This window comes from Pseudomonas sp. D4-21, assembly GCF_051132125.1.
Taxonomy (GTDB): Bacteria; Pseudomonadota; Gammaproteobacteria; order Pseudomonadales; family Pseudomonadaceae; genus Aquipseudomonas.
On sequence record NZ_CP071664.1, the window covers coordinates 2,191,598 to 2,215,339 of the forward strand.

Annotated in this window: 25 protein-coding genes; 11 read left to right on the forward strand and 14 right to left on the reverse strand. The window is 62.8% G+C overall.

The annotated features are described in order from the left end of the window. Complete coding sequence (gene serS / locus J3Q04_RS09950; protein WP_434606532.1) at window positions 1-1,281, forward strand: serine--tRNA ligase; 1,281 nt, start codon at window positions 1-3, stop codon at window positions 1,279-1,281. Then, window positions 1,282-2,676, forward strand: coding sequence for a siroheme synthase CysG (cysG, locus tag J3Q04_RS09955; protein ID WP_434559577.1), 1,395 nt, complete (start codon window positions 1,282-1,284; stop codon window positions 2,674-2,676). It begins immediately after the preceding gene. 138 nt (window positions 2,677-2,814) lie between these two features. Here the strand turns inward: cysG and J3Q04_RS09960 are convergent, their stop codons facing one another. The 7 genes from J3Q04_RS09960 to J3Q04_RS09990 form a co-directional block, all read right to left on the reverse strand. After that, window positions 2,815-3,801, reverse strand: coding sequence for a glutathione S-transferase family protein (locus J3Q04_RS09960; RefSeq protein ID WP_434606530.1), 987 nt, complete (start codon window positions 3,799-3,801; stop codon window positions 2,815-2,817). Window positions 3,802-3,889: 88 nt separating this feature from the next. Further along, window positions 3,890-4,891, reverse strand: coding sequence for a glycosyl transferase family protein (locus J3Q04_RS09965; protein WP_434606528.1), 1,002 nt, complete (start codon window positions 4,889-4,891; stop codon window positions 3,890-3,892). Beyond that, window positions 4,888-5,223 carry a TusE/DsrC/DsvC family sulfur relay protein gene (locus J3Q04_RS09970; protein WP_434559571.1) on the reverse strand — a complete coding sequence of 112 codons (336 nt, stop codon included), beginning with the start codon at window positions 5,221-5,223 and terminating at the stop codon, window positions 4,888-4,890. The genes J3Q04_RS09965 and J3Q04_RS09970 overlap by 4 nt, the downstream gene beginning before the upstream one ends. Next, entirely contained in the window at window positions 5,220-5,513 is a 294-nt protein-coding gene (tusB, locus tag J3Q04_RS09975; protein ID WP_434559569.1) for a sulfurtransferase complex subunit TusB, read from the reverse strand. Before tusB ends, J3Q04_RS09970 begins: the two co-directional genes overlap by 4 nt. Then, window positions 5,513-5,875: a sulfurtransferase complex subunit TusC gene (gene tusC, locus J3Q04_RS09980; protein WP_434611624.1), complete on the reverse strand. Its 363-nt coding sequence runs from the start codon at window positions 5,873-5,875 to the stop codon at window positions 5,513-5,515. Before tusC ends, tusB begins: the two co-directional genes overlap by 1 nt. Next, on the reverse strand, window positions 5,875-6,267 hold the full coding sequence (tusD, locus tag J3Q04_RS09985; RefSeq protein WP_420765889.1) for a sulfurtransferase complex subunit TusD: 393 nt from the start codon (window positions 6,265-6,267) through the stop codon (window positions 5,875-5,877). The genes tusC and tusD overlap by 1 nt, the downstream gene beginning before the upstream one ends. Window positions 6,268-6,365: 98 nt before the next feature. Continuing rightward, the gene (locus J3Q04_RS09990; RefSeq protein ID WP_434606523.1) at window positions 6,366-6,695 is read right to left on the reverse strand and encodes a DUF6388 family protein; all 330 of its coding nucleotides are present in this window, start codon (window positions 6,693-6,695) and stop codon (window positions 6,366-6,368) included. A gap of 132 nt (window positions 6,696-6,827) precedes the next feature. On the opposite strand from J3Q04_RS09990, the gene J3Q04_RS09995 reads away from it, so the two are divergent. Next, window positions 6,828-7,178 (forward strand): hypothetical protein, encoded by a 351-nt coding sequence (locus J3Q04_RS09995; protein WP_420765891.1) that lies wholly within the window; start codon window positions 6,828-6,830, stop codon window positions 7,176-7,178. Window positions 7,179-7,233: 55 nt separating this feature from the next. On the opposite strand, the gene J3Q04_RS10000 is transcribed toward J3Q04_RS09995, so the two are convergent. Beyond that, window positions 7,234-7,665 carry a GNAT family N-acetyltransferase gene (locus tag J3Q04_RS10000; RefSeq protein ID WP_434559565.1) on the reverse strand — a complete coding sequence of 144 codons (432 nt, stop codon included), beginning with the start codon at window positions 7,663-7,665 and terminating at the stop codon, window positions 7,234-7,236. 129 nt (window positions 7,666-7,794) lie between these two features. Here J3Q04_RS10000 and ggt point away from each other — a divergent pair, with 129 nt between their 5' ends. From ggt to J3Q04_RS10015, 3 genes are all read left to right on the forward strand, one after another. After that, window positions 7,795-9,522, forward strand: coding sequence for a gamma-glutamyltransferase (gene ggt, locus J3Q04_RS10005; protein ID WP_434559563.1), 1,728 nt, complete (start codon window positions 7,795-7,797; stop codon window positions 9,520-9,522). 69 nt (window positions 9,523-9,591) lie between these two features. Beyond that, a complete protein-coding gene (locus J3Q04_RS10010; protein ID WP_434606519.1) occupies window positions 9,592-10,812 on the forward strand; it encodes a helix-turn-helix domain-containing protein in 1,221 nt (406 codons plus the stop codon). A gap of 34 nt (window positions 10,813-10,846) precedes the next feature. Then, on the forward strand, window positions 10,847-11,485 hold the full coding sequence (locus J3Q04_RS10015; protein WP_434606517.1) for a Vgb family protein: 639 nt from the start codon (window positions 10,847-10,849) through the stop codon (window positions 11,483-11,485). A 104-nt stretch (window positions 11,486-11,589) separates the two neighbouring features. On the opposite strand, the gene J3Q04_RS10020 is transcribed toward J3Q04_RS10015, so the two are convergent. Continuing rightward, complete coding sequence (locus J3Q04_RS10020) at window positions 11,590-12,477, reverse strand: EamA family transporter (RefSeq protein WP_434564123.1); 888 nt, start codon at window positions 12,475-12,477, stop codon at window positions 11,590-11,592. 361 nt (window positions 12,478-12,838) lie between these two features. Between J3Q04_RS10020 and J3Q04_RS10025 the strand changes: the two genes are divergently transcribed. Then, the gene (locus J3Q04_RS10025; protein ID WP_420765897.1) at window positions 12,839-13,927 is read left to right on the forward strand and encodes an SMP-30/gluconolactonase/LRE family protein; all 1,089 of its coding nucleotides are present in this window, start codon (window positions 12,839-12,841) and stop codon (window positions 13,925-13,927) included. Between the two features lie 134 nt (window positions 13,928-14,061). On the opposite strand, the gene J3Q04_RS10030 is transcribed toward J3Q04_RS10025, so the two are convergent. Beyond that, window positions 14,062-14,502 carry a hotdog fold domain-containing protein gene (locus J3Q04_RS10030; RefSeq protein WP_420765898.1) on the reverse strand — a complete coding sequence of 147 codons (441 nt, stop codon included), beginning with the start codon at window positions 14,500-14,502 and terminating at the stop codon, window positions 14,062-14,064. 162 nt (window positions 14,503-14,664) lie between these two features. Between J3Q04_RS10030 and J3Q04_RS10035 the strand changes: the two genes are divergently transcribed. Then, the gene (locus tag J3Q04_RS10035; RefSeq protein WP_434606514.1) at window positions 14,665-15,282 is read left to right on the forward strand and encodes a TetR/AcrR family transcriptional regulator; all 618 of its coding nucleotides are present in this window, start codon (window positions 14,665-14,667) and stop codon (window positions 15,280-15,282) included. 4 nt (window positions 15,283-15,286) lie between these two features. Here the strand turns inward: J3Q04_RS10035 and J3Q04_RS10040 are convergent, their stop codons facing one another. The 4 genes from J3Q04_RS10040 to J3Q04_RS10055 all read right to left on the reverse strand — a co-directional run bounded on the left by J3Q04_RS10040 (window position 15,287) and on the right by J3Q04_RS10055 (window position 19,832). Then, complete coding sequence (locus J3Q04_RS10040) at window positions 15,287-15,670, reverse strand: DUF1850 domain-containing protein (RefSeq protein ID WP_434606512.1); 384 nt, start codon at window positions 15,668-15,670, stop codon at window positions 15,287-15,289. Then, on the reverse strand, window positions 15,667-17,694 hold the full coding sequence (locus tag J3Q04_RS10045; protein WP_434606510.1) for a TRAP transporter permease: 2,028 nt from the start codon (window positions 17,692-17,694) through the stop codon (window positions 15,667-15,669). Before J3Q04_RS10045 ends, J3Q04_RS10040 begins: the two co-directional genes overlap by 4 nt. Before the next feature lie 78 nt (window positions 17,695-17,772). Then, on the reverse strand, window positions 17,773-18,726 hold the full coding sequence (locus J3Q04_RS10050; RefSeq protein WP_434606508.1) for a TAXI family TRAP transporter solute-binding subunit: 954 nt from the start codon (window positions 18,724-18,726) through the stop codon (window positions 17,773-17,775). 95 nt (window positions 18,727-18,821) lie between these two features. Then, window positions 18,822-19,832, reverse strand: a complete 1,011-nt coding sequence (locus J3Q04_RS10055) for a LacI family DNA-binding transcriptional regulator (protein ID WP_434606506.1) — start codon at window positions 19,830-19,832, stop codon at window positions 18,822-18,824. Window positions 19,833-20,006: 174 nt separating this feature from the next. Between J3Q04_RS10055 and J3Q04_RS10060 the strand changes: the two genes are divergently transcribed. The 3 genes from J3Q04_RS10060 to J3Q04_RS10070 all read left to right on the forward strand — a co-directional run bounded on the left by J3Q04_RS10060 (window position 20,007) and on the right by J3Q04_RS10070 (window position 23,741). Beyond that, entirely contained in the window at window positions 20,007-21,182 is a 1,176-nt protein-coding gene (locus tag J3Q04_RS10060) for a Gfo/Idh/MocA family protein (RefSeq protein WP_434606504.1), read from the forward strand. Next, window positions 21,179-22,258, forward strand: coding sequence for a sugar phosphate isomerase/epimerase family protein (locus J3Q04_RS10065; RefSeq protein WP_434606501.1), 1,080 nt, complete (start codon window positions 21,179-21,181; stop codon window positions 22,256-22,258). Before J3Q04_RS10060 ends, J3Q04_RS10065 begins: the two co-directional genes overlap by 4 nt. A 250-nt stretch (window positions 22,259-22,508) precedes the next feature. Further along, complete coding sequence (locus J3Q04_RS10070) at window positions 22,509-23,741, forward strand: nucleoside permease (RefSeq protein ID WP_434606498.1); 1,233 nt, start codon at window positions 22,509-22,511, stop codon at window positions 23,739-23,741. Window position 23,742 lies beyond the last annotated feature (1 nt).

The window sequence follows — 23,742 nt, forward strand, 5'->3', positions numbered from 1 at the left end:
ATGCTCGATTCCAAACTGTTACGTAGCAACCTTCAGGACGTAGCGGACCGCCTGGCTTCCCGTGGCTTTGCCCTGGACGTCGCGCGCATCGAAGCGCTGGAAGAACAGCGCAAGACCGTCCAGACCCGCACCGAGGCCCTGCAGGCAGAACGTAACGCGCGCTCCAAGTCCATCGGCCAGGCCAAGCAGCGTGGCGAAGACATCGCGCCGCTGATGGCCGATGTCGAGCGCATGGCGGGCGAGTTGAGCGTCGGCAAGGTCGAGCTGGACGCGATCCAGACCGAGTTGGATTCGATCCTGTTGGGCATTCCGAACCTGCCTCACGAGTCGGTGCCGGTCGGTGAAGACGAAGACGGCAACGTCGAAGTACGCCGCTGGGGCACGCCGAAAACCTTCGATTTCCCCGTGCAGGACCACGTGGCCCTGGGCGAGAAATTCGGCTGGCTCGACTTCGAAACCGCCGCCAAATTGTCGGGCGCGCGTTTTGCCCTGTTGCGCGGGCCGATTGCCCGTCTGCATCGGGCGCTGGCGCAGTTCATGATCAATCTGCACGTCACCGAGCACGGCTACGAAGAGGCCTACACGCCGTACCTGGTCCAGGCCCCGGCCCTGCAAGGCACCGGCCAGTTGCCAAAGTTCGAGGAAGACCTGTTCAAGATCGGTCGCGACGGCGAAGCCGACCTGTACCTGATCCCCACTGCCGAAGTGTCGCTGACCAACATCGTCGCGGGCGAAATCGTCGATGCCAAGCAACTGCCGATCAAGTTCGTTGCCCATACGCCGTGCTTCCGCAGCGAAGCCGGCGCGTCGGGCCGTGATACCCGCGGCATGATTCGCCAGCACCAATTCGACAAGGTCGAAATGGTGCAGATCGTCGAGCCGTCCAAATCCATGGAAGCCCTGGAAAGCCTGACCGCCAACGCCGAAAAGGTTCTGCAACTGCTGGAGTTGCCGTATCGCACCCTGGCGCTGTGCACCGGCGACATGGGTTTCAGCGCGGTCAAGACCTATGACTTGGAAGTCTGGATCCCGAGCCAGGACAAGTACCGCGAGATTTCGTCGTGCTCCAACTGTGGCGACTTCCAGGCCCGCCGCATGCAGGCGCGTTTCCGCAACCCGGAAACCGGCAAGCCGGAACTGGTCCACACCCTCAACGGCTCCGGCCTGGCGGTGGGTCGTACGCTGGTGGCGGTGCTTGAGAACTACCAGCAGGCCGACGGCTCGATCCGTGTGCCCGAGGTGCTGAAACCGTACATGGGCGGCATCGAGGTCATCGGCTAAATGGACTATTTGCCACTGTTCCACAACCTGCGCGGCAGCCGCGTGCTGGTGGTTGGCGGCGGGGAGATTGCCTTGCGCAAGTCTCGCCTGCTGGCCGATGCCGGCGCATTGTTGCGGGTGGTCGCACCCGATATCGAACCGCAGTTGCGGGAACTGGTCGGTGGCAGCGGCGGCGAATGTGTCCTGCGGGGCTACGTGGAAGCGGACCTGGACGGCTGTGGCCTGGTCATCGCCGCCACGGATGACGAACCGCTCAATGCCCAGGTCTCGGCGGACGCCCACAAGCGCTGCGTGCCGGTCAACGTGGTGGACGCGCCGGCGCTGTGCAGCGTGATTTTCCCGGCGATCGTCGATCGCTCGCCCCTGGTGATCGCGGTGTCCAGCGGCGGCGACGCGCCGGTGCTGGCGCGGCTGATCCGCGCCAAGCTGGAAACCTGGATTCCGTCGACCTACGGGCAGTTGGCCGGTTTGGCGGCGCGCTTTCGCAATCAGGTCAAAGGCTTGTTTCCCGATGTCCAGCAACGGCGGGCCTTCTGGGAAGAAGTGTTCCAAGGCCCCATCGCCGACCGCCAATTGGCCGGGCAGGGCGCCGAAGCCGAGCGGCTGTTGCGGGAAAAGATCGACGGCCAGGCGCCGAATGCGCCGGGTGAGGTCTATCTGGTGGGCGCCGGGCCGGGTGATCCCGACCTGCTGACGTTCCGCGCCCTGCGCCTGATGCAACAGGCGGACGTGGTGCTGTACGACCGTCTGGTGGCGCCGGCCATCCTCGAACTGTGCCGCCGCGACGCCGAACGGGTCTACGTCGGCAAGCGCCGCTCCGAGCACGCCGTGCCCCAGGACCAGATCAACCAGCAACTGGTGGACCTGGCCCGGCAAGGTAAACGTGTGGTGCGGTTGAAGGGCGGCGATCCTTTTATCTTCGGTCGTGGTGGCGAAGAGATCGAAGAGCTGGCGGCCCATGGCATCCCGTTCCAGGTGGTCCCGGGCATCACTGCCGCCAGTGGCTGCGCGGCCTACGCCGGGATTCCGCTGACCCATCGCGATTATGCCCAGTCGGTGCGCTTCATTACCGGTCATCTAAAGGACGGCACCAGCGACTTGCCATGGGCCGATCTTGTCTCGCCAGCACAGACGTTGGTGTTCTATATGGGCTTGGTGGGGCTGCCGGTGATTTGCAACGAGCTGATCAAGCACGGTCGCGCGGCGGACACGCCGGCGGCGTTGATCCAGCAAGGCACGACTTCAAACCAGCGCGTTTTCACCGGCACGTTGGCGGACCTGCCACGGCTGGTGGCGGAGCATGAAGTCCATGCGCCGACGTTGGTGATTGTTGGCGAAGTGGTGCAGTTACGCGAGAAGCTGGCTTGGTTTGAAGGGGCTCAGGGGCAGGTTTGAAGACCGCGTCGCCTCCTTCGCGAGCAGGCTCGCTCCCACAGGGGCTGTGTGCAACCACAGATTTTGTGGTTCAACACGAATCAAATGTGGGAACGAGCCTGCTCGCGATTGGCCTTCAGAGGCAATAAAGATTGCGGCTCAGCTCTCAGCCCGAAGCCAAATCCCTTTCCCGCTCAACCTCTCTCGATCGTGGGCCACCGTGAAATCCTGCTCCGGCCCCTTGGGCACGATCCCATTCGGGTTGATGGTCTTGTGGCTGCCGTAGTAGTGCCGCTGGATATGGGTGAAGTTCACGGTCTCGGCAACGCCCGGCCACTGATACAGCTCGCGCAGCCAGTTCGACAGGTTCGGGTAATCGGCGATGCGGCGTAGGTTGCATTTGAAGTGGCCGAAATACACCGCGTCGAAACGAATCATCGTAGTGAACAAGCGGATATCCGCTTCGGTCAGGTATTCACCCGCCAGGTAGCGACGGGTTTGCAGCAAGGCTTCCACTCGGTCCAGTTCGGCAAACAATTGATCGAAGGCTTCTTCATAAGCGGCCTGGGTCGTCGCGAACCCCGCACGGTATACGCCGTTGTTCACCGCTGGGTAGATGCGCTCGTTCAACCCATCGATCTCGTGGCGCAGGTGCTCGGGATACAGGTCCAGGTCGTTGCCGGTCAGGCCATCGAACGCGCTGTTGAACATGCGGATGATTTCCGCCGATTCGTTGTTGACGATGCGCCGTTGCTTTTTGTCCCACAAGGCCGGAACGGTCACGCGACCGGTGTAGTCCGGCGTGTCGGCGGTGTAGCGCTGGTGCAGGAAGCTCAGGTTGTCCAGGTTGTCGCCGGTCGAGCCGTGGGCCTTGTCGAACGTCCAGCCGTTTTCCAGCATCAGATAGCTGACCACCGAAACGTCGATCAGCGCTTCCAGGCCCTTGAGCTTGCGAAAGATCAGCGTGCGGTGCGCCCAGGGGCAGGCCAGGGAGACATACAAATGGTAGCGCCCGGCCTCGGCGGGGAAACTGCTTTTGCCGTCGGCGGTGATCCAGTCGCGGCGTTGCGCCTGCTCACGCTGGAAACTGCCGTCCTTGCTTTCATACCACTGGTCCTGCCAGCGACCCTCGACCAACAAACCCATCTGAACGTCCTCTCTCAATAATCATTGGAGACGAGTCTATTCCGATAGGTTCGAACTAATAGCGCAAAGGTTGGGCGTCGATGATCGACTAAATCGATCTATCGCGCGCATCCCAATACTGCCGGGCCTTGTCGAACGCTGCTTCTCGGGTCAGGCCCAAGCCGCGCAAGGCCAGGGCCATGGTGGCGATCAGCGCCAGCTGCGGATAACTGTCCTCGAGGTCACCGCGCCATACCGCTTTCAAATGCTCGGGGTCGAGGCGCTCCGGCTTGACGTGGCGCTGTTCGGACAGTCGCGGCCATTCTTCATCCCAACTGGCGCCGCCGGTGGTGCCGTACAAATGGCTGTCGGCGTCGGGGTTGATCTCGATCTCGCCGCCGTCGCCCTTGATCACGATGCTGGTGTCGCCCAGCAGTCCGCTGGCCTCGCGATGCACGGCCTGGTAGCCGGGATGGAAGATGCTTTGCAGGCCGCAACGCGCACCCAACGGGTTGAGAATGCGCGCCAGGGAATGAATCGGCGAGCGCAAGCCCAGCGTGTTGCGCAGGTCGATCATGCGCTGCATTTGCGGCGCCCAGTCCACCAGCGGCATGAAGGCCAGGCCGCCGTTGTCCAGCGCCGCGCCGACCTGCTGCCAGTCGCGGCACAAGGGGATGGCCAGCAAATCCAGCAGCTGTTCCGTGTAGAGCCGGCCCGCCGTGTGGGCGCCGCCGCCGTGCATGAAGATTCGCACACCGTTTTGCCCGAGGCATTTGGCGGCCAACAGATACCAGGGCAGATGACGCTTCTTTCCGGCGTAGGTTGGCCAGTCGAGGTCTACCGCCATGGCCGGGATAACCAGGCGCTGACGCACGGCGTCGGTAAACCCGGCCATTTCCTCAGCGCTTTCTTCCTTGTGCCGCAACAGCATGAGGAACGCGCCCAGTTGGGTTTCTTCGACCCGCTCATCCAGCACCATGCCCATGGCCTCCCGCGCTTCGTCACGGGTGAGGTTACGGGCGCCGCGCTTGCCCTTGCCAAGGATGCGCACGAACTGGGCGAACGGGTGTTCGGCAGGGGTTTGGAGGGTCAATGCTGGAAAGTCGGTCATAGGCAATTCGTCGGTTTGGGCAGGCCCGCCAGCTTGGCGGCGAGTTTGGCGGGAGTGCCTTTGAACAATCGGTTCAGGTGCAGGCTGTTGCCTTTATCCGCTCCCAGTTTCAGCGCGGTGTACTTGATCAGCGGGCGGGTGGCCGGAGACAACTGGAACTCAGCGTAGAACGCGCGCAGCAGTTCGAGGATTTCCCAGTGTTCGGGGCTCAGCTCGATGTCTTCGGCGGTGGCCAGGGCCGTGGCCACGTCGGCGGACCACTCATTGAGATCAGCCAGGTAGCCATCCTTGTCCAGCGCAATGCTGCGCTCGCCCACGTTCAGGGTCTTCATAGCCAGCTGTTGACCTTGTCGTGCTGGATCGAGAGCTCGACGAAGGCCGCATAATCGATGGCCTCGGCCCAGTCCGGAATGGGCAGGGCGCGGGCCTGTGCATCTTCGGCCAGGATGAACACCTTGGCGCCGCCGGCCCGCAGCGTGTCGAACGGCACGGTACCGGTTCGCAGCGCATACGTTGCGTCGCCGCACAGCAGCAGCGCGTCTTGGCTTCCCAGGATCCGCAGGCAACTGGCGAGGCGGCTGTCGCCGAAAGGGGAATGAGACAACACATGCAAAGTCGACATCAGAGGGTAATCACCTGGTCGTAACGGTCAATGAGCGCGGCGATGTCCGCGGCGCCCAGCGCTTTGAGGTCGTCCAGCGCCAGGGCATCGACGGCGAGACCGCGCTGTGCGGCGCTGTCGGCGCAGACGAACAGGTCTTCGACGCCAAACATCGGCAACGCCTGCAAGTTGGCGCTCAAGTCTTTTTGCCGGACAGCCTTGGCATCCTGACCGGCGGCGAGCTGGAACACGCCGTCATCGAGAAACAGCAGACCGATGGGCAGGTCGAAGGCGCCGCCGGCCAACACGATGTCCAGCGCTTCCCGGGCACCGGGGCCGGACCAGGGGGCCTGGCGGCTAATGAGCAACAAAGACCTGGCCATCATGTGCCTCCAAAACAGATCAAGCGGTCGGCGTCCTGGATCGCATCGTGCAACTGGCCCAGCCCGGACAACGCCCACGGCGCTTGGACACTGGCCGCCGAACGCTGGTAACGCTGGGCTTCTTCCTCGTTAAGCACGCCACGGCGCAACGCCGCCGCAATGCACACCACGCCGTCGAGCTGGTGCTCGCTGACGAAGGCGCGCCATTGCTGGGGCAGGTCTTGCTCGTCCTGGGGCGTGACGACGCTGTTGGCGGCGTTGTAGACGCCGTCCTGGTAGAAAAACAGCCGCACGATCTCATGCCCACCGGCCAAAGCTGCCTGGGCAAACAGCAAGGCGCGGCGCGAGGAGGGCGCGTGGGCGGCGGAAAACAGCGCGATGGCGAACTTCATGACAGACCCGATCAGCGAAACTGCGGCCATGATAATGCTTTATGGGCGGTGGGGCGATTCTCAGAGCATGCGTGAGCACCTGGCCCAAAGCCTCAACCTCAGGGCTCGAGGCCATACAGCTCGCAATACTCCGGCCATTCCATTCCTGCCATCTCCGCCACTTCCTTGTGAACTTCCATGCGTTGGGCCTGGTAGTCCTCGGCTGAATCGGTCGTCAGCAGCAGCGTCAGTTCCCAGGCGAACAATCCGGCGCTCTCGGCCTCGGCTTCGAAGGCTTCATGCAACCGCTCGGCGCGGTACTGCGCGGCGGTTTCGCCCTTGGCCTGGGCCAGCAGCGGGTTGAGGTTGTCCAGTTCGTCGCGCAGCTCGGGGCGTTGCTCGAGAAAAATCTGCAGGGCTCGTTCGTGTTGCTGTTCGGTTGTCGCCATGGTCGCTCCTGGGTCAATGATCTGACAGGTTGCGTGAATAGATAGCCGTTGTCGCGCGCAAATTTCAATCATGGCGCACGGCAACGAGCGGCGCAGTGCTACAGTCGGTTTTTTTCCAGAAGAGTGAATGCAATGCGAATGCTGATGGTGGCCGTGGCCGCAACCCTGCTGGCCGGCTGCGCGGGTTCGGCGATGGAGCAGGCCCGGACCCAAGCCCCCTACAAGACCCTGTCCTCGGACAAGCCGGAACAGAACGTCGCCCAATGCGTGAAGTTTGCCTGGGAAGACGAAGCGGCGTTCGGGGTCGATGCCGGCGCCTATCTGCAGCCCGGCAAGCAAGGCGGCTCGACGGTGTACACCCGATCGGCCGAGTCGTTTGTGGATCTGCAAGCCAGCGCCACGGGCACGGCGCTGAATTATTACGCCAAGCATGATGATTTTGTCGCCAAGCGCCGGTTGGCGGCGTTGGCGACGTGTCTCTAAGCCGATAAACCGAGGTGTTTGCCTTCGCGAGCAGGCTCGCTCCCATAGGTTGAGCTTAATTCTCGAGATCCAGGCGCTTCTGGAAAAAGTAGCGCCGGTGACCCGGCGGATAGTCATCGATCTGGCCGCACTGGGTGAAACCCTGTCTGCGATAGAAATCCGGAGCCTGGAAGTCGAAGGTGTCGAGCCAGATGCCCACGCAATCCTTTTCCCTGGCCAGTTGTTCGGCCATGCGCATCAATTCCGAGCCCGTGCCCTGGCCGCGCGCCTGTTCGGGCACCACCAGTAATTCGATATAGAGCCAACGAAAAAATACCCGGCCATACAGGCCGCCGACGATTTCATCGTGCTCGTCGCGCACCAGCCAGGCGACCGCTTCCGGTGCGCTTCCACCGGTCTGGGCGGTGTTATAGGCGCGTAGCGGCGCGAGGATGGCCTGGCGTTCTTCATCGGTTGGAGCGTCCGTGCGTTCGATTCGCAGCGTCATCGGCGATGTCCTTGTGCGGGGATGATCAAGCACGCGAGCCTACAGGAAACGAGCATATTGTTTAAACCGAGCCATACTCCTGTGTGCTTTTGAAGCGATCCCGACCCTAAAACAAGAAGAGACCGACTCATGAAGTTCCAATCCCTGGCCCGGACCCTCGTCGCCACCTCGCTTTCCCTTTACTGTCTGACTGCCCACGCCGCGTCCCAGGCCCCGGTTGCCGCCGAGAACGGCATGGTGGTGACGGCCCAACACCTGGCGACCCATGTCGGCGTCGATGTGCTCAAGAACGGTGGCAATGCCGTTGATGCGGCAGTGGCGGTGGGCTACGCCCTGGCGGTGGTTTATCCTGCGGCGGGTAACCTGGGGGGTGGCGGTTTCATGACCTTGCAGATGGCCGACGGCCGCAAGACCTTCCTGGATTTCCGTGAAAAAGCCCCCCTGGCCGCCACGGCCGACATGTACCTGGACAAGGCAGGCAATGTCATTCCCGAGCTCAGCACGCGCGGCCATTTGGCGGTAGGCGTACCCGGCACCGTGTCAGGCATGGAACTGGCGCTGAAGAAATACGGCAGCAAACCCCGGGCGGAATTGATCGCGCCGGCGATCAAGTTCGCCGAGGACGGTTTTGTCCTGGAACAGGGCGACGTGGATCTGCTGGAAACCGCCACGGATGTCTTCAAGAAAGATGCGCGCGATTCCGGCGCAATCTTCCTGCACAACGGCGAGCCGATGCAGGTCGGCCAGAAGCTGGTGCAGAAAGACCTCGCCAGGACCCTGCGGGAGATTTCCGACAAGGGTGCCGACGGCTTCTATAAAGGCTGGGTCGCCGATGCGCTGGTGACGTCCAGCCAGGCCAACAAAGGCATCATCACCCAGGCCGACCTGGACAAGTACAAGACCCGTGAACTGGCGCCGGTCGAGTGCGACTATCGCGGCTATCACATCATTTCCGCGCCGCCACCCAGTTCAGGTGGCGTGGTGCTTTGCCAGATCATGAACATCCTCGATGGCTATCCGATGAAAGACCTGGGTTTCCATTCGGCCCAAGGCATGCACTACCAGATCGAAGCCATGCGTCACGCCTATGTCGACCGCAACAGCTACCTGGGCGACCCGGACTTCGTGCAGAACCCCATCGATCATCTGCTGGACAAGAATTACGCCGCGAAACTGCGCGCCGCCATCGAGCCGCAGAAAGCCGGCGACTCCCAGAAGATCAAGCCCGGCGTGGCGCCCCACGAGGGCAGCAACACCACCCATTATTCGATCGTCGATCAATGGGGCAACGCCGTCTCCGTCACTTACACCCTCAACGACTGGTTCGGTGCCGGCGTGATGGCGAGCAAGACCGGGGTGATCCTCAACGATGAAATGGATGACTTCACCTCCAAGGTCGGCGTGCCCAACATGTACGGCCTGGTGCAGGGCGAGGCCAATGCCATCGCGCCGGGCAAGGCGCCGCTGTCGTCAATGAGCCCGACCATCGTCACCAAGGACGGCAAGACCGTGATGGTTGTCGGCACGCCGGGCGGCAGCCGCATCATCACGGCGACTTTGCTGACCATCCTCAACGTGATCGACTACGGCATGAACTTGCAGGAAGCCGTCGACGCGCCGCGCTTCCATCAACAGTGGATGCCGGAGGAGACCAACCTGGAAACCTTCGCGGCGAGCCCCGATACCCTCAAGTTGCTGGAAAGCTGGGGCCATAAGTTTGCTGGGCCGCAGGACCCCAACCACATCGCCGCGATCCTCGTGGGCGCGCCGTCGTTGGGTGGCAAGCCGGTGGGCAAGAACCGTTTCTACGGTGCCAACGACCCGCGTCGCAACACGGGGTTGTCGTTGGGCTATTGACCGTTCAACGAGGGATCGGGCTGCGCGGGTCAGTGGAAGAGAGCGCCCTTGCCATGAAGGTCATTGACCGTGGATGAGGCGATTGGCGCGGCGGCGCGCGCATTGGCGGCTGGTGATCCGGTGGCGGCGCTCAATCGTGTCGCCCTGCGCAATGATGCCCCGGCCCTCGCGCTCCGCGGCATCGCCATGGCGCAGTTGGGGGACCTGGAAAAAGCCAGAAGCCTGTTGCGCCGGGCAGGTACGGCCTTCGGATCCACGGACGCCGTGGCACGGGCGCGCTGTGTCGTGGCCGAAGGTGAAATCGCCTTGGCCTCTCGTGACCTGTCCTGGCCGCCGAAACGCCTCGACGCCGCCCGTACGGTGCTCGAAGCTCACGGCGATCGGGCCAACGCCGGTCATGCACGGATCATCGAGATTCGCCGCCTGTTGCTGATCGGTCGACTCGACGAGGCGCAACTCAAGCTCATCGACCTGGAGCCCGCCGGCCTGCCGTTGGCGTCCTGGGCGGTGTGCCAGTTGGTGGCTGCGGGAATTGCCATGCGGCGGCTGCAAGCGCAAACCGCCCGTGAGGCTTTGGAACGGGCCGGTCAAGCCGCGCAACAAACAGGGATCAGCGCCTTGAATGGCGAAATCGACAACGCCTGGCGGATGCTGAGTACGCCCGCAGCCCGGCTGATCGCTCGAGGCGAAGAGCGTTTGCTGGTGCTGGAGGAGGTGCAATCGCTGCTGGCCGGCCCGGCGCTGGTTGTAGATGCCTGCCGGTTCGGTATCCGCTGCGCGGGCGTCCAGGTCGTGCTTGTACGGCGGCCGGTGCTGTTTGCCCTGGCCCGTGGGTTGGCCCAGGCCTGGCCCGGCGATGCGTCGAGGGAAGCGCTCATGACCCAAGCCTTTGGTTTGAAATTGACGGACGAGACCCATCGCGCCCGGTTGCGGGTTGAAATGGGACGGTTGCGAGAGGCGCTGCGCCCAATGGCTGGCGTAGTCGCAACCCGGCGCGGTTTCAGGTTGTCGCCACACCATGCTCACGAAGTCGTGATCCTGGCGCGGGTCGTTGAGGAACCCCACGGGGCGGTGCTGGCATTGTTGGCGGACGGTGAAGCCTGGTCCAGTTCGGCCCTGGCGCTGGCCTTGGGCACCAGCCAGCGCAGCGTGCAAAGAGCCTTGGAAAACCTGGCTGCTTGCGGCAAGGCGCAGTCGTTCGGTCGCGCACGGGCCCGGCGCTGGACAGTACCGTCAATGCCCGGATTCGCGACCATATTGTTACTCACTGCACTGCCGTTCGATGGTTAGGATGCAAGCACACCCACCGATGAGGCGATGTGAGATGAAACGTTCAGAGGCACAAATCCTGCGTGAATACGGCCCGTTCCCTGGCGTTGATTGCGTCCACGGCGTGAGCCATGACGGCGAGCGCGTCTGGCTCGCCTCGGGCGAAAAGCTTCACGCCTTCGATCCCGCCAGTGGCCAAACCGTGCAAACCCTCGACGTCCCGGCGAACGCCGGCACCGCGTTCGATGGCCAGCATCTGTTCCAGATCGCCGGCGACAGCATCCGCAAGATCGATCCGCGCACTGGCCAGGTGCTGGCGACGATTCCGGCGCCCAACAGTGGCGACGACTCCGGGCTGGCCTGGGCCGAAGGTTCGCTCTGGGTCGGTCAGTACAAGGCGCGCAAGATCCTGCAGATCGATCCGGCCGACGGCAGGATTGTGCGTACGATCGAATCCAACCGTTTCGTCACGGGCGTGACTTGGGTCGATGGCGAGCTGTGGCATGGCACCTGGGAAAACGACGATAGCGAATTGCGGCGTATCGATCCGCAAACGGCGCAAGTACTGGAAAGCGTGACGATGCCGCCGGGGACCGGCGTGTCGGGGCTGGAGTCCGACGGCGCGGACCGATTTTTCTGCGGCGGGGGTGGCAGCGGCAAGGTAAGGGCGGTGCGTCGGCCGGCTCGAGATTGAACGACCTGCACAGCCCCCCGTGGCGAGAGAGCTTGCTCCCGCTGGACCGCGCAGCGGGCCCAACTTCTTGGGCCTGCTACGCACCAGAGCGCCAGTCAATCAGTTCAGTCGTGTGCAGCCACCGGCGCCTTGACCCGCTCGGCCTTGCGCCAGGTCAGCAATACGATGCCGGTCACCACGATCGCGCCGCCCAGGATCTGCCCCGGGTTGAGCATCTGGTCCAGCACCAGCCAGCCGATCAACAGTGTCGCCAGCGGCTCGATGTTCATCACCGGGGCGTTGCGCGGCATGTCCAGGCGTGGCACGCACATGAACAAAACGATGAACCCCGTCCCATAAAGCACCACCAGGGTGGCGAGCGCGAACCAACCGGTGCTGCTGGCGGGCAGGTCGAGGCCGCCGGGCAGGGCGCCGGTCAGGCCGGCGAGGTTGACGCTGCTGAACACAATGAAAATCGTCAGCAGGCTGCGCACCGATCCGCGCACCTGGGACAACTTGTGATCGGTGATCCACAACGCACAAGCGAAGACGCACGCGGCGCAGAAGGCCAGGCCAACCCCCAACAGCCACTGCGGGCCGACGTCTGCCTGGGAGGCCAACCGCGTCGGCACTTCCAGCACGAACACCAGACCCACCAGGATCATGCCCATCAGTGCCGCCGTCCGGGCGGTGGGGCGCGGGCCGCCTAGGGCCCAGGTCAACAGGGCCAGGAGGATCGGGAACACGTTGCCCACCAATAGCGCCAGCGCCACCGGAACCCGGGCCACGGCGGAATACAGGCATAGGCTCTGGGCGCCGATCAGCACGCCCAGCAGCAACTGCCAGCGCCAGGCGCCGGCGGGCAAGCGAAGGCTTTGCCGTTGCCACAACACCATCGCCGCCAATACCAGCAACGTTCCGCCCGAGCGCAGCAGGATCGCCAGCAGCACGCCGGCGCCATCATCGAACGCCGCCCGCGCGGCGACATGGTTGCCGGCAAAGGCGCACCCCATGCAAAGCAGGACAAGCACGGCGATATGGCGGGGAAAGGGAACAGGGGTACTGGATGCGGCGGTGGAGCGGGTCATGGCAGGACATCTCAAAGGGGAGTGAATTAAGCCCTTCAAAGGGCTTTTTGATTTTGTTGTCGTACAACCTGGGTCGGATTTTTACCCCATATGGCAGGAGCGAACAAGCCTGGCGCAAACCCTGATTCGGTGCAGATCAGTAATACCGGCGTGTTCAAGGCGGTTTCGCATCGTCGAGGATCAGGCCGCAAGTCCCATGATGTCACCATGTTTTACACCTTGTACGATGTCCTATCAGAGAGTAAAACAATCTTCCCCGTCCAATAATAATTAACGGAGACGTACGATGGATGCTTCGCAACCTGCAACCGCCGATCAGGGGCGCCGGATTTTCCTGAAAAAATCCCTTGTGGTCTCGGCCGCCGCCGCGACGCTGGGAAATCTTCCCGGGCTCGCCCAGGCCGCGCCTTTGAGCCAGCGCTATCCAGACCCTCTGATCAATATCCTCGACCCCAGCTTCATGGACTTGCGCATCTTCAATGCCAGCGTCGAGAAGCTCGCCGATGGCTTGCGCTGGGCGGAAGGGCCGGTGTGGATCGGTGACGGTCGTTACCTGCTGGTCAGTGACATCCCCAACAACCGCATCGTGCGTTGGGACGAAGTCACCGGAGGTTTGTCGGTGTACCGCGAGAACTCGAACTTCTCCAATGGCATGTGCCGCGATCGCCAAGGACGGTTGCTGGTCTGTGAGGGCTCGACCACGTCCACCGAAGGGCGGCGTATCACCCGTACCGAACACAACGGCACCATCACCGTGCTGGCCGACAGTTTCGACGGCAAGCCATTGAATTCGCCGAATGACATCGTCTGCAAGCGGGATGGCTCGATCTGGTTCACCGATCCGCCGTTCCAGACCGGCAATAACTATGAGGGGCATAAAGTCACCCCGGCGCAGCCCCACGCGGTGTACCGGATCGACGGCGCGACCGGCAAGCTCAGCCGGGTGATCGACGATTTGGCGGGGCCGAATGGCTTGTGCTTTTCCCCGGATGAAAAAATCCTTTATGTGGTCGAAGGGCGGGCCAAGCCGAACCGTCTGGTCTGGGCGATCACGGTCAAGGACGACGGCACCCTGGGCGAGCGACGCAAGCATATCGAAGGGCTCGACTATGCGGCCATCGACGGCATCAAGTGCGACGAGAGCGGTAACCTCTGGTGCGGTTGGGGCGGGAATGGCGACCCCAAGGCCGACCTGGAGAAACTCGACGGCGTGCGGGTATTCAATCCCGAGGGCAAGGCCATCGGGCACATTTCGTTGCCGGAACGCTGCCCCAACGTCTGCTTTGGCGGGCGAGAGGGCAACCGGCTGTTCATGGCCGGCAGCCACTCGCTGTACTCGCTGTTCGTGAACACCCGAGGAGCCACCTTCGCCTGACCCTCAGGCACCACCAATGACTGGCTGGGGGCTTGAGTTGCCATTGCGATTGCTGCGCAATCGAGCGGGAGCAAGCTCCCTCGCCACGAACATCTAGCTTTCATCGATAAAGGGCGTCCCCGACGCCCCCGATTTCAACCCAACTTCACGTTCATGGTGATCTGCGCCGTGAATACTTTCTTGCCCTGCGCATCATGAATGTCCACCGGCACGACCTTGTCGCCTTCGGTCTGCCAGTCCACCTCGTCGCCGTTCGCGACCGCCGTCACGTCGCTCTTGGCCTTGGCCAGGTATTGCACGGTCATGCCTTTGGGAATCCACCGGGCGCCGTCGGGGATGGAAACGTTGGTCATCATGCCAGCGGCGAGCTCGGCGGCGTTGCACATGGCGATGGCGTGGACGGTGCCCAGGTGATTGGTGATTTCCTTGCGAAACGGCACCTGCACGGTCGCCGCGCCCTGGCGCAACTCTGTGACCAGCGGGTTGATGGTGGAAAAGTACGGTGCCATCTGACAGGCCATTTTGCTGAAAGCATCCGGACCTGCGCTGTTGAACATACCGAGAACCTGATTCATGTGAAGCCTCGCTGACAAGTGGGGTTACGGAATAGTGTTCTAATACAGAATAATATTCTGTAACGGAACGGTATTCTGTCGGCAGCGAATCTGTCAAGCTGTGCCCACTTCTTCACGGGTAGCCAGTGCCCGGTCCCATCCAATAAACCGGTTATGCCAAGCATGGAAACAGCAGATCTACTCGAACGCGCCTTCCCCGGCAGAAGGGCTGAACTCAAGCGCGATATCTTTCGCAAGGCCCTGGCGCTGTTCAACGAGCAGGGCATCGAGGCGACCACCATTGAAATGATCCGCACCGAATGCCAGACCAGCGTCGGTGCCATCTACCATCATTTCGGCAACAAGGAAGGCTTGGTGGCGGCGCTGTTCTTCACCGCCCTGGACGATCAGGCGCGTTTGCGCGAGCAATATCTGTCCGAAGCAACCACCGCCGAGCAGGGCGTGCAGGCGTTGATCCATAGCTACGTCGATTGGGTGGACAGCCAACCCGAATGGGCGCGTTTCCAGTATCACGCGCGCTTTGCGGTGACCAAGGGACCGTTCAAGGACGAACTCGCCAGCCGCAACACCTCACGTAACGGTCAGCTTTGGCAGTGGTTGAGCGCGGCAGAGCAGGGCGAGGCGCTCAAGCGCTATCCCGCCGAGTTGATGTTTTCGTTGATCATCGGCGCGTCTGAAAGTTATTGCCGGGCATGGCTGGCGGGGCGGGTGCCCTCCAGCCCGAAGGCTCACCGGGCGCTACTGGCGCAAGCGGCGTGGCGCTCAATCAGCGGCGACTGATTGATCACAGCGGGCAGCTCCATAATTCCACGGCTGGTCTTTGCGCGTCGGGCGGCCCCAGCCAATGGGCCATCGGCTGGCAATGGCCGTCATCGCACAGCTGATAATCCCCGGCCTGGGGGGTACGGCCGAGCCTCAACGGTTGCAGGGGCGGCAGCGAGCGATGGTATCGCCAGCTGCCGTTCTCCAAGCGTGCGCCTTCGGGAATTTCCATGCCGGCGCCATTGCCCTTGACCCTGGCTTCACCCAGGATCAGGCCCTGTTCGCTGACCCGGTAATCCTCCTCCCAACGGATCTTCTCGATGGTGTGGTTCCAGGCCAACGTAAACTCGCTGAGTTCAAGTTGTGCCCAGACCACGCCGGACAAGCCCAGGCACAAGCCAATCACGCCAAGGCTCGCCCGACACGCCGGGCGCGCCAGAGGTGTTGCCCGATCAACAGCGCACCCAGGGCGAAGCCGATTTCATCGGTCAGCGGCAGGGCAACCACCAGCAATGCACCGGCGGCGAAGCACATCAGACGCTCCCAAATGGGCATTTTCTGTTGCATGTAACCGGTAGACGCCATGCCCCATAGGCCGATTGCCAGCAACGTCTTGACCAGCATGTAGGCAGTCATCCACAGGTTGTCGCCCTGGAGCATCAGCGCCGGGTTGTACACCGTCATGAACGGAATGACGAAGCCTGCCAGGGCGATGCGCACCGCCCAGAAGCTGATTTTCAGCCCGCTTTCCCGGGCAATGGGCGCGGCGGCGAAGCAGGCCAGGGCCACGGGCGGGGTCAGGTCGGCGAGGATGCCGAAATAGAACACGAACATGTGAGACACGATCAGCGGCACGCCCAATTCCAGGAGCGCGGGCGCTGCAATCGAACTGGTGATGATGTAGTTCGGAATGGTCGGGATGCCCATGCCCAGCACCAGGCAAGTGAGCATGGTCAGCAGCAGCGACAGGAACAGGTTGTCCTTGCCGATCGCCAGGATGTAACCGGCGAAGGTGGACGCCACGCCTGTCAGCGACACCACCGCGATGATGGTGCCGACCAAGGCGCAGGCGATCCCCACCGGAACGGCGTGCCGAGCGCCGTCCACCAATGCGTGCAGGCAGATGATCAGGGTTTCCCGAGTGCCTTTCATGAACCAGCAAGCCACCACCAGCACGCCGATCACGGCGAACACGATGCCGATGCCCATCCGGAAGAATCCGACGCACAGAATGCCCAGCGCGACCCAGAAGGCGCAGCGCAAGGCGTAGCTCGAGACTTTGAGGATGATCGCCGAGCCGAGAATCACGATGGCCGTCAGTGCCAGCCCGACCATGCCGGAAAACAACGGCGTGCGTCCGGAAAACAGCAGGTACACCAGCACCCCCAGCGGGATCAGCAGGAACCAGCTTTCCTTGACCGCGCCCCAGGCGCTCGGGCATTGATCCTTGGGCAGGCCCTTGAGGTCGGAGCGCTTGGCTTCCAGGTGAACCATCCAGAACACCGAGCCGAAATACAGGCACGCCGGGATCAACGCGGCCTTGGCGATTTCCACGAACGGCACGTTGATGGTCTCGGCCATGATGAACGCCACCGCGCCCATCACCGGCGGCATGATCTGGCTGCCCATGCTCGACGTCGCTTCCACGCCGCCGGCGAACGCCGCCTTGTAGCCAAAGCGTTTCATCAGCGGAATGGTGAACTGCCCGGTCGTCACCACGTTGGCGATTCCCGAGCCGGTGATGGTGCCCATGAGCGCCGATGACACCACCGACACCTTCGCCGGACCGCCAAGCTTGTGACCGAACAGGCCCATGGCGAAATCGGTGAACAGCTTGATCATGCCGGCCTTTTCCAGGAAGGCGCCAAACAGGATGAACAGGAAAATGTAGGTGGCCGATACGTAGGTCGGCGTGCCGTAGAGCCCTTCGGTGCCGAAGGACAGTTGGTTGACGAGCTGATCGACGCCGTAGCCGCGATGGGCCAGGTCGCCTGGCAGGTGTTCGCCGAACAGGCCATAGGCCAGGAACAGGCCGCAGATGATCGGCAGCGCGATGCCCATCACTCGCCGCGCCGCCTCGAACACCAGCACGATCAGGACGACGCCGACGACCATGTCGGCAGTCGTCAGGTCGCCGGAGCGCTGGATCAGGTCGGCCTCGAACACCCATTGATAGAGCGCCGTGGCCATCCCCGCCAGCCCCAACGCCCAGGCCAGGGGTTGCCATGGCCTTTGCTTGCCGTGGGCCGGGTAGCTCAGAAACACCACCCACAGCAGAAAGCCCACATGCACCGCCCGCAACACAATGCTGGAAACCGGTGAAAAAGCTGCCGTGATGATTTGAAAGATGGAAAACAGCAACGCCACGTAGAACAGCGTCTTGGGCCAGTCCCGCGGGTCCGTGGCGATGCCGTGCTGGTCTTCACTCATGAGATGCCTGCCTGTTGTCGACTTGCGGATGCGAAACGCAATGCTGCAACGGCGCCGAGCGCCGTTGCAGTCCAGGGGCTATAGCGCGCCCACTTCCTTGTAGTAGCGCTCGGCACCAGGGTGCAGGGCGATGGGCAGGTTTTTCGCGGCGTTCTTCAGCGAGATGTCCTTGGCCGCTGAATGGGAGGTGCTCAGGCGGGTGAGGTTGTCGAACATCAGCTTGGTCATTTGGTAGGCCACCTCATCCGGGACATCCTTGTGTGTCACCAGGATATTGGTGATGGCCACGGTGGGCACGGCCTCAGCCTGGCCGTCGTAGGTGTTGGCGGGGATCATCGCGCTCTGGTAGGCCGGGTTGCCGATTTTTTCCACCACGTCGGTGGGAATCGACACGTAGTTCAGCTTCATCGTTGACGCCAGGTCACGAATCGCCGCCATGCCCAGGCCAGAGGATTGCAGGGTGGCGTCCAGTTGGCGGTTCTTGATCAGGTCGACCGACTCGGCGAAGGGCAGGTATTGGACCTTCATGTCGTCGTAGGTCAGGCCGGCCGCCTTGAAGATCGCCCGGGCGTTGAGTTCGGTGCCGGATTTAGCCGCGCCCACGGAGACGGTTTTGCCCTTGAGGTCTGCCAGGGTCTTGATCCCCGATTCCTCGCTGGCAACGATCTGGATGTAATTGGGGTAGGCGCCCGCAATCGCTCGCAGTTTGGTGAGCGGTGCCTTGAAGCCGGCATCCTCCACGCCGTTTTTCGCATCGGCGACCGAGTCGCCCAAGGCCAGCGCCAGCTCCCCGCGCCCGGCTTGCAGCAGGTTGAGGTTCTCCACCGACGCCTTGGTGGCCTGGACCGACGTTTTGGAGCCCTCGATGCCGCTGCTGTAGATCTGTGAAAGCCCGACCCCGATCGGGTAATACACTCCGCTGGTGCCCCCGGTCAGGATGTTGATGAACACCGGTGGAGCCGCATGAGCGGCGGTGGTGACCGCCAAGGCTGCGGCGGCGGCCAGGAAGGTGAAGCGCTTGTTGACTCGCATTGGGAACTCTCCGTCTTGTTATGGCTTTATGCAGAGTCCCCCCACTGTAGTCGAAACGTGCTTGATGGCGAATAGGCAGTTAACGGTATGTCGGATTAAACAGGGTGGCTGCCTGGGGCCGCGCTGCTGCCGCGCACGGTCAGCTCGAACGGTAGGCGCACGTGTCGCTGGGTGATGGGCTTGTTCTCGATCAAGGCGATCAACATGTCCACCGCTTTCTGGCCGAAGGTTTCGGCCGGTTGGGAGATGGTCGTCAACGGCGGGTCGCAATACGCGGCAAACGGAATGTCGTCAAAACCCACCAGGGAAATATCCTCGGGCACCCGCAACCCCGTCTGCTTGATGCGCTTGAGCGCGCCGATGGCCATTTCGTCGTTCTCGCAGAACAGCGCGCTGGGGCGTTCGGCCAAGGCGAGCATTGTCCCGGCTCCTTCGTAGCCGGCCTTGAGAGTGAAATCCCCGTGGCAGATCAGTTCAGGTGCAAGGGCGATACCGGCGTTGCGCAGGGCGTCCTGGTAACCGGCCACACGGTCCAGGGTCAGAGGGCTGCTGCGCGGGCCTTTGATGATGCCGATGCGCCGGTGGCCAAGCCCGATCAGGTGCTCGGTCATGGCGCGCGCCGCGCTGCGGTTATCCAGGCTGATGGTCGGGTAGGGCGCGTCCTTCACCACTTCGCAGGCGTTGACCAGCGGTAGCGCGTCGGTGCCGGGAGGCAGGGAGACGAAAGGGTCGCCGGCGCGCAATTGGATCACGCCGTCGGCCTGATGGGCGTAGACCAGGGCAGCGAATTCCTGCTCGATGGCTTCGCGGCCCTGGGTGTCGCACAGCAGCAGCCGATAACCGGCCGCTTGCGCCGCTTGTTGGGCGCCGCTGATGACGCGGGCGAAAAAAGTGTTGGCGATTTTCGGCACCAGGATCACCAGGTTGCCGGTACGTCGGGAGCGAAACTGCACCGCCATCAGGTTCGGTCGATAACCGGCTTGCAGCACGGCTGCGTTGACCTTGTCCCGCGTCTGGGGCAGCACCCGCTCCGGGGACTTGAGTGCTCTGGACACGGTTGCCACCGACACGCCGGCCAGCCGGGCCACTTCACGAATATTGGACAAATTCACCTCGATTCGGCGCCTTGAAAACAGGCATGACCGCGAGCTTACCGCAGGTTCGATAGCTGACAAACGCTCATCGGCGATGCAAGGGGTTTGACACGGGGCAAAACCGAGCCTAGATTCCCGTCATGATGTAACCGGTTACATCAACGATCCGGACAGAAGAGAGTCGCGATGAATCCTGTAGCACCCAAAATAAGAATGGGCTTCGTTGGCGGTGGGGAGGGTGCGTTCATCGGCCAGGCCCATCGCCAGGCGGCGGGCCTGGACGGCGGTTTCGAGCTGGTGTGCGGCGCGTTCAGCCGCGACCCTCACAACAATCGACAGACCGGTGCGGCCCTGGGGCTCGCCGCGTCCCGTTGTTACCACGACTGGCAGCAGATGCTCGACGCTGAAGCGTTGCTGCCGCTGGACCAACGCATGGAATTGCTGGTGATCGTCACGCCCAATCACCTCCATGCACCGATTGCCAGCCAGGCGTTGAAAGCCGGTTTCCACGTGTTCAGCGAGAAACCCGCCGCGCTGAACCTCAAGCAGTTATTGGCCCTCAAGGACGTGTTGCAAGGCAGTCGTTGCCTCTACGGCCTGGCCCACACCTACCTGGGTTATCCGATGGTCTGGCAGGCCCGTGAAATGGTTCGCTCAGGCCTGATCGGCAAGGTGCGCAAAGTATTCGTCGAGTACCCCCAAGGCTGGCTCAGCCAGGACGTCGCCGCCCAAGGCAACAAGCAGGCCGAGTGGCGCGATGATCCGGCCCAGTCCGGGTTGGGCGGTTGCATCGGCGACATTGGCACCCATGCTTTTTCCCTGGCGGAGTTCGTCGCGGACCAACCCATCCAGCAACTCTGCGCCACCCTGGGCACCCATGTTCCGGGGCGGCAGTTGGACGATGACGCAGCAATGCTCTTCAAGATGAAGGACGGCGCCACCGGCGTGTTGCTGGCCAGCCAGGTCTGCACCGGCGAAGAAAACCCGCTGAAGATCCGCGTCTATGGCGACAAGGGCGCGCTGCAATGGCGCCAGGAAGAGCCGTCGAGCCTGATCCACCGCGCCTTCGACCAACCGCTGCGCATTCTGCGCGGGGGTGTCGGCCAGCCTTGGCTGTGCGAGGCGGCGACTCAGCGCATGCGTCTGCCGGCGGGGCATCCGGAGGGTTATCTGGAGGCGATGGCCAATCTGTACGGCGATTTTGCCCGGGCCATTCGGGCGCGGGTGGAAGGCCCGGACGTTCCTGGCGTACCCGGCATCGAGACCGGTTTGCGCGGCATGGCGTTTATCGAGGCGGCCCTCATCAATCACCGGGGCGACACAAAGTGGACCGCGCTGGAAACCGGAGAGTCGCAGCTGTGAATACACACGACCAAACACCAGGCGGCCTGCGCGGGCCGGCGATCTTCCTGGCGCAGTTCATGTCCGATGAAGCGCCGTTCGATACCCTGGCGGACATCGCCCGGTGGGCCGCCTCGCAAGGCTACAAGGCCATCCAATTGCCGACCCTGGGCACGCGTTACATCGACCTGGCCCGGGCCGCCGAGAGCCAGGATTATTGCGATGAACTCACGACCACCTGCGCGGCGGCCGGCGTCGAGATCAGCGAGTTGTCGACGCACCTGCAAGGGCAACTGGTGGCGGTGCATCCGGCATTCGACGCGCTGTTCGATGACTTCGCCCCGGCCCACCTGCGCGGCCAGCCCCAGGCGCGCACCGAGTGGGCCATCGAGCAATTGAAACTGGCGGCTCGCGCCAGCCAGCGCCTGGGCCTCAAGGCCCACGCGACGTTTTCCGGAGCTTTGTTGTGGCCCTACATATACCCGTGGCCGCAGCGGCCCACAGGACTGGTCGAGCAAGGTTTCGCCGAACTGGCCCGGCGCTGGCTGCCGATCCTCGACTGCTTCGACGCGGCCGGCGTGGACCTGTGCTACGAGATCCACCCTGGCGAAGACCTGCATGACGGCGCCTCGTTCGAGCGCTTCCTGCAAGCCGTCGATCATCACCCACGGGCCGCCATTCTCTACGACCCCAGCCACCTGCTGCTGCAACAGATGGACTACCTGGGCTTTATCGACCGCTACCACGGGCGCATCCGGATGTTCCACGTCAAGGACGCCGAATTCCGCCCTGACGCCCGCTCCGGTGTCTATGGCGGCTACCAGGGCTGGGTGGACCGCCCCGGCCGGTTCCGTTCCCTGGGCGATGGGCAGATCGACTTCAAGGCGATTTTCAGCAAGCTGACCCAATACGGCTTCGACGGCTGGGCGGTTCTGGAATGGGAATGCTGCCTGAAGGATTCGCAACAGGGGGCGGCCGAAGGCGCGGCGTTTATCCAGCGGCACATGATCACCAGGACGGCCAAGGCGTTCGATGATTTTGCCGGGGTCACGGCGGATGAGGCATCCAATCGGCGGTTGTTGGGGTTGTCTGGGTAACGGCTGATCGCAGAAGCCTTGTGGCGAGGGAGCTTGCTCCCGCTGGGTGGCGAAGCCGCCCCAAATACAATGTTCCAGGCAGACCGCGTTGCCTGGTTTTACGACTGCTGCGCCCGAAGCATTGGACCGGCCGAGCGGGAGCAAGCTCCCTCGCCACAAAAGCAGGCACAAAAGCAGGCCACAAAAAGCAGGCGGCAACAGCAGCGCACGACTTTGTTTCAACAAAAACAACAACAAGACGGTGACGGTCATGACGACGATGTACGCACGCCTCAGTACGATGATGTTCCTGCAATTCTTTATCTGGGGTGGCTGGTTCGTCACCCTCGGCACGTTCCTGTCCAACACCCTGGGCGCCAGCGGCGAGCAGGTCGGCAGGGCCTTCGCCACCCAGTCCTGGGGCGCGATCATCGCGCCGTTCGTGATCGGCCTGATCGCCGATCGCTACTTCAACGCCGAGCGCATCCTGGCGGTGTTGCACCTGGTGGGCGCGGTCTTGTTGTACCGGTTGTATTCGGCGGAGGATTTCAGCGCGTTCTACCCGTTCGTGCTGGCTTATATGGTGATCTACATGCCGACGTTGGCCCTGGTCAATTCCGTGGCCTTCCGGCAGATGCGCGACCCCGCGCTGGAATTCTCGCGGATTCGAGTCTGGGGCACCCTCGGTTGGATCCTCGCCTGCGTGGTGATCAGCTATGCGTTCGCCTGGGATTCACGCGAGTCGATCTCAGCGGGCGGCCTGCGCAATACTTTCCTGATGGCCGCGGTCGCTTCGCTGGTCCTCGGGCTCTACAGCTTCACGCTGCCCGCCACGGCACCGCTCAAGGAGCAGGCGAGCACCAGCGGCATCAAGCAGTCCCTGGGGCTCGATGCGTTGGGCCTGCTCAAGGATCGCAGCTACCTGGTGTTCTTCATCGCCTCGATCCTGATCTGCATTCCCTTGGCGTTTTATTACCAGAACGCCAACCCGTTCCTGGCCGAAACCGGGATGACCAACCCGACGGCGAAAATGGCCATCGGGCAAGTCTCCGAGGTGCTGTTCATGTTGCTGTTGCCGCTGTTCATCCAGCGCTTCGGCATCAAGTTGGCGTTGCTGGTGGGCATGCTGGCGTGGGCGTTGCGCTACGTGTTGTTTGCCTATGGCGATAACGGTGAGCTGGCATTCATGCTATTCATCGGCATCGCCCTGCACGGCATCTGCTACGACTTCTTCTTTGTCTCGGGGCAGATCTACACCGACGCCAAGGCGCCCAAACACCTGCGCAGCTCGGCCCAGGGCTTGATAACCCTGGCGACCTATGGCGTGGGGATGTTGATCGGTTTCTGGGTGGCGGGGCAGGTGACCGATCACTTTGTCGTGGCAGGCGGGCACGATTGGAAAAGCATCTGGCTGTTCCCGGCCGGTTTTGCGCTGGTGGTATTCGTGTGTTTCCTGCTGACCTTCAGTGGTCGGCAAGGGGTCGTGGCACCGTCCGAGGCATGAG

Bases quoted from the DNA above. Each gene is read 5' to 3' on its own strand.
- J3Q04_RS09970 (WP_434559571.1), bottom strand. From the start codon at position 5,223: ATGAAGACCCTGAACGTGGGCGAGCGCAGCATTGCGCTGGACAAGGAT.
- J3Q04_RS10070 (WP_434606498.1), top strand. From the start codon at position 22,509: ATGACGACGATGTACGCACGCCTCAGTACGATGATGTTCCTGCAATTC.
- J3Q04_RS10020 (WP_434564123.1), bottom strand. From the start codon at position 12,477: ATGGGGTGCGCCTTTGCCGGCAACCATGTCGCCGCGCGGGCGGCGTTC.
- J3Q04_RS10060 (WP_434606504.1), top strand. From the start codon at position 20,007: ATGAATCCTGTAGCACCCAAAATAAGAATGGGCTTCGTTGGCGGTGGG.
- J3Q04_RS10000 (WP_434559565.1), bottom strand. From the start codon at position 7,665: ATGACGCTGCGAATCGAACGCACGGACGCTCCAACCGATGAAGAACGC.
- J3Q04_RS10050 (WP_434606508.1), bottom strand. From the start codon at position 18,726: ATGCGAGTCAACAAGCGCTTCACCTTCCTGGCCGCCGCCGCAGCCTTG.
- J3Q04_RS09990 (WP_434606523.1), bottom strand. From the start codon at position 6,695: ATGGCGACAACCGAACAGCAACACGAACGAGCCCTGCAGATTTTTCTC.
- J3Q04_RS09960 (WP_434606530.1), bottom strand. From the start codon at position 3,801: ATGGGTTTGTTGGTCGAGGGTCGCTGGCAGGACCAGTGGTATGAAAGC.
- cysG (WP_434559577.1), top strand. From the start codon at position 1,282: ATGGACTATTTGCCACTGTTCCACAACCTGCGCGGCAGCCGCGTGCTG.
- J3Q04_RS10045 (WP_434606510.1), bottom strand. From the start codon at position 17,694: ATGAGTGAAGACCAGCACGGCATCGCCACGGACCCGCGGGACTGGCCC.
- J3Q04_RS10015 (WP_434606517.1), top strand. From the start codon at position 10,847: ATGAAACGTTCAGAGGCACAAATCCTGCGTGAATACGGCCCGTTCCCT.
- tusB (WP_434559569.1), bottom strand. From the start codon at position 5,513: ATGTCGACTTTGCATGTGTTGTCTCATTCCCCTTTCGGCGACAGCCGC.
- J3Q04_RS09995 (WP_420765891.1), top strand. From the start codon at position 6,828: ATGCGAATGCTGATGGTGGCCGTGGCCGCAACCCTGCTGGCCGGCTGC.
- tusC (WP_434611624.1), bottom strand. From the start codon at position 5,875: ATGGCCAGGTCTTTGTTGCTCATTAGCCGCCAGGCCCCCTGGTCCGGC.
- J3Q04_RS10030 (WP_420765898.1), bottom strand. From the start codon at position 14,502: ATGAATCAGGTTCTCGGTATGTTCAACAGCGCAGGTCCGGATGCTTTC.
- J3Q04_RS10035 (WP_434606514.1), top strand. From the start codon at position 14,665: ATGGAAACAGCAGATCTACTCGAACGCGCCTTCCCCGGCAGAAGGGCT.
- J3Q04_RS09965 (WP_434606528.1), bottom strand. From the start codon at position 4,891: ATGACCGACTTTCCAGCATTGACCCTCCAAACCCCTGCCGAACACCCG.
- tusD (WP_420765889.1), bottom strand. From the start codon at position 6,267: ATGAAGTTCGCCATCGCGCTGTTTTCCGCCGCCCACGCGCCCTCCTCG.
- serS (WP_434606532.1), top strand. From the start codon at position 1: ATGCTCGATTCCAAACTGTTACGTAGCAACCTTCAGGACGTAGCGGAC.
- J3Q04_RS10025 (WP_420765897.1), top strand. From the start codon at position 12,839: ATGGATGCTTCGCAACCTGCAACCGCCGATCAGGGGCGCCGGATTTTC.
- ggt (WP_434559563.1), top strand. From the start codon at position 7,795: ATGAAGTTCCAATCCCTGGCCCGGACCCTCGTCGCCACCTCGCTTTCC.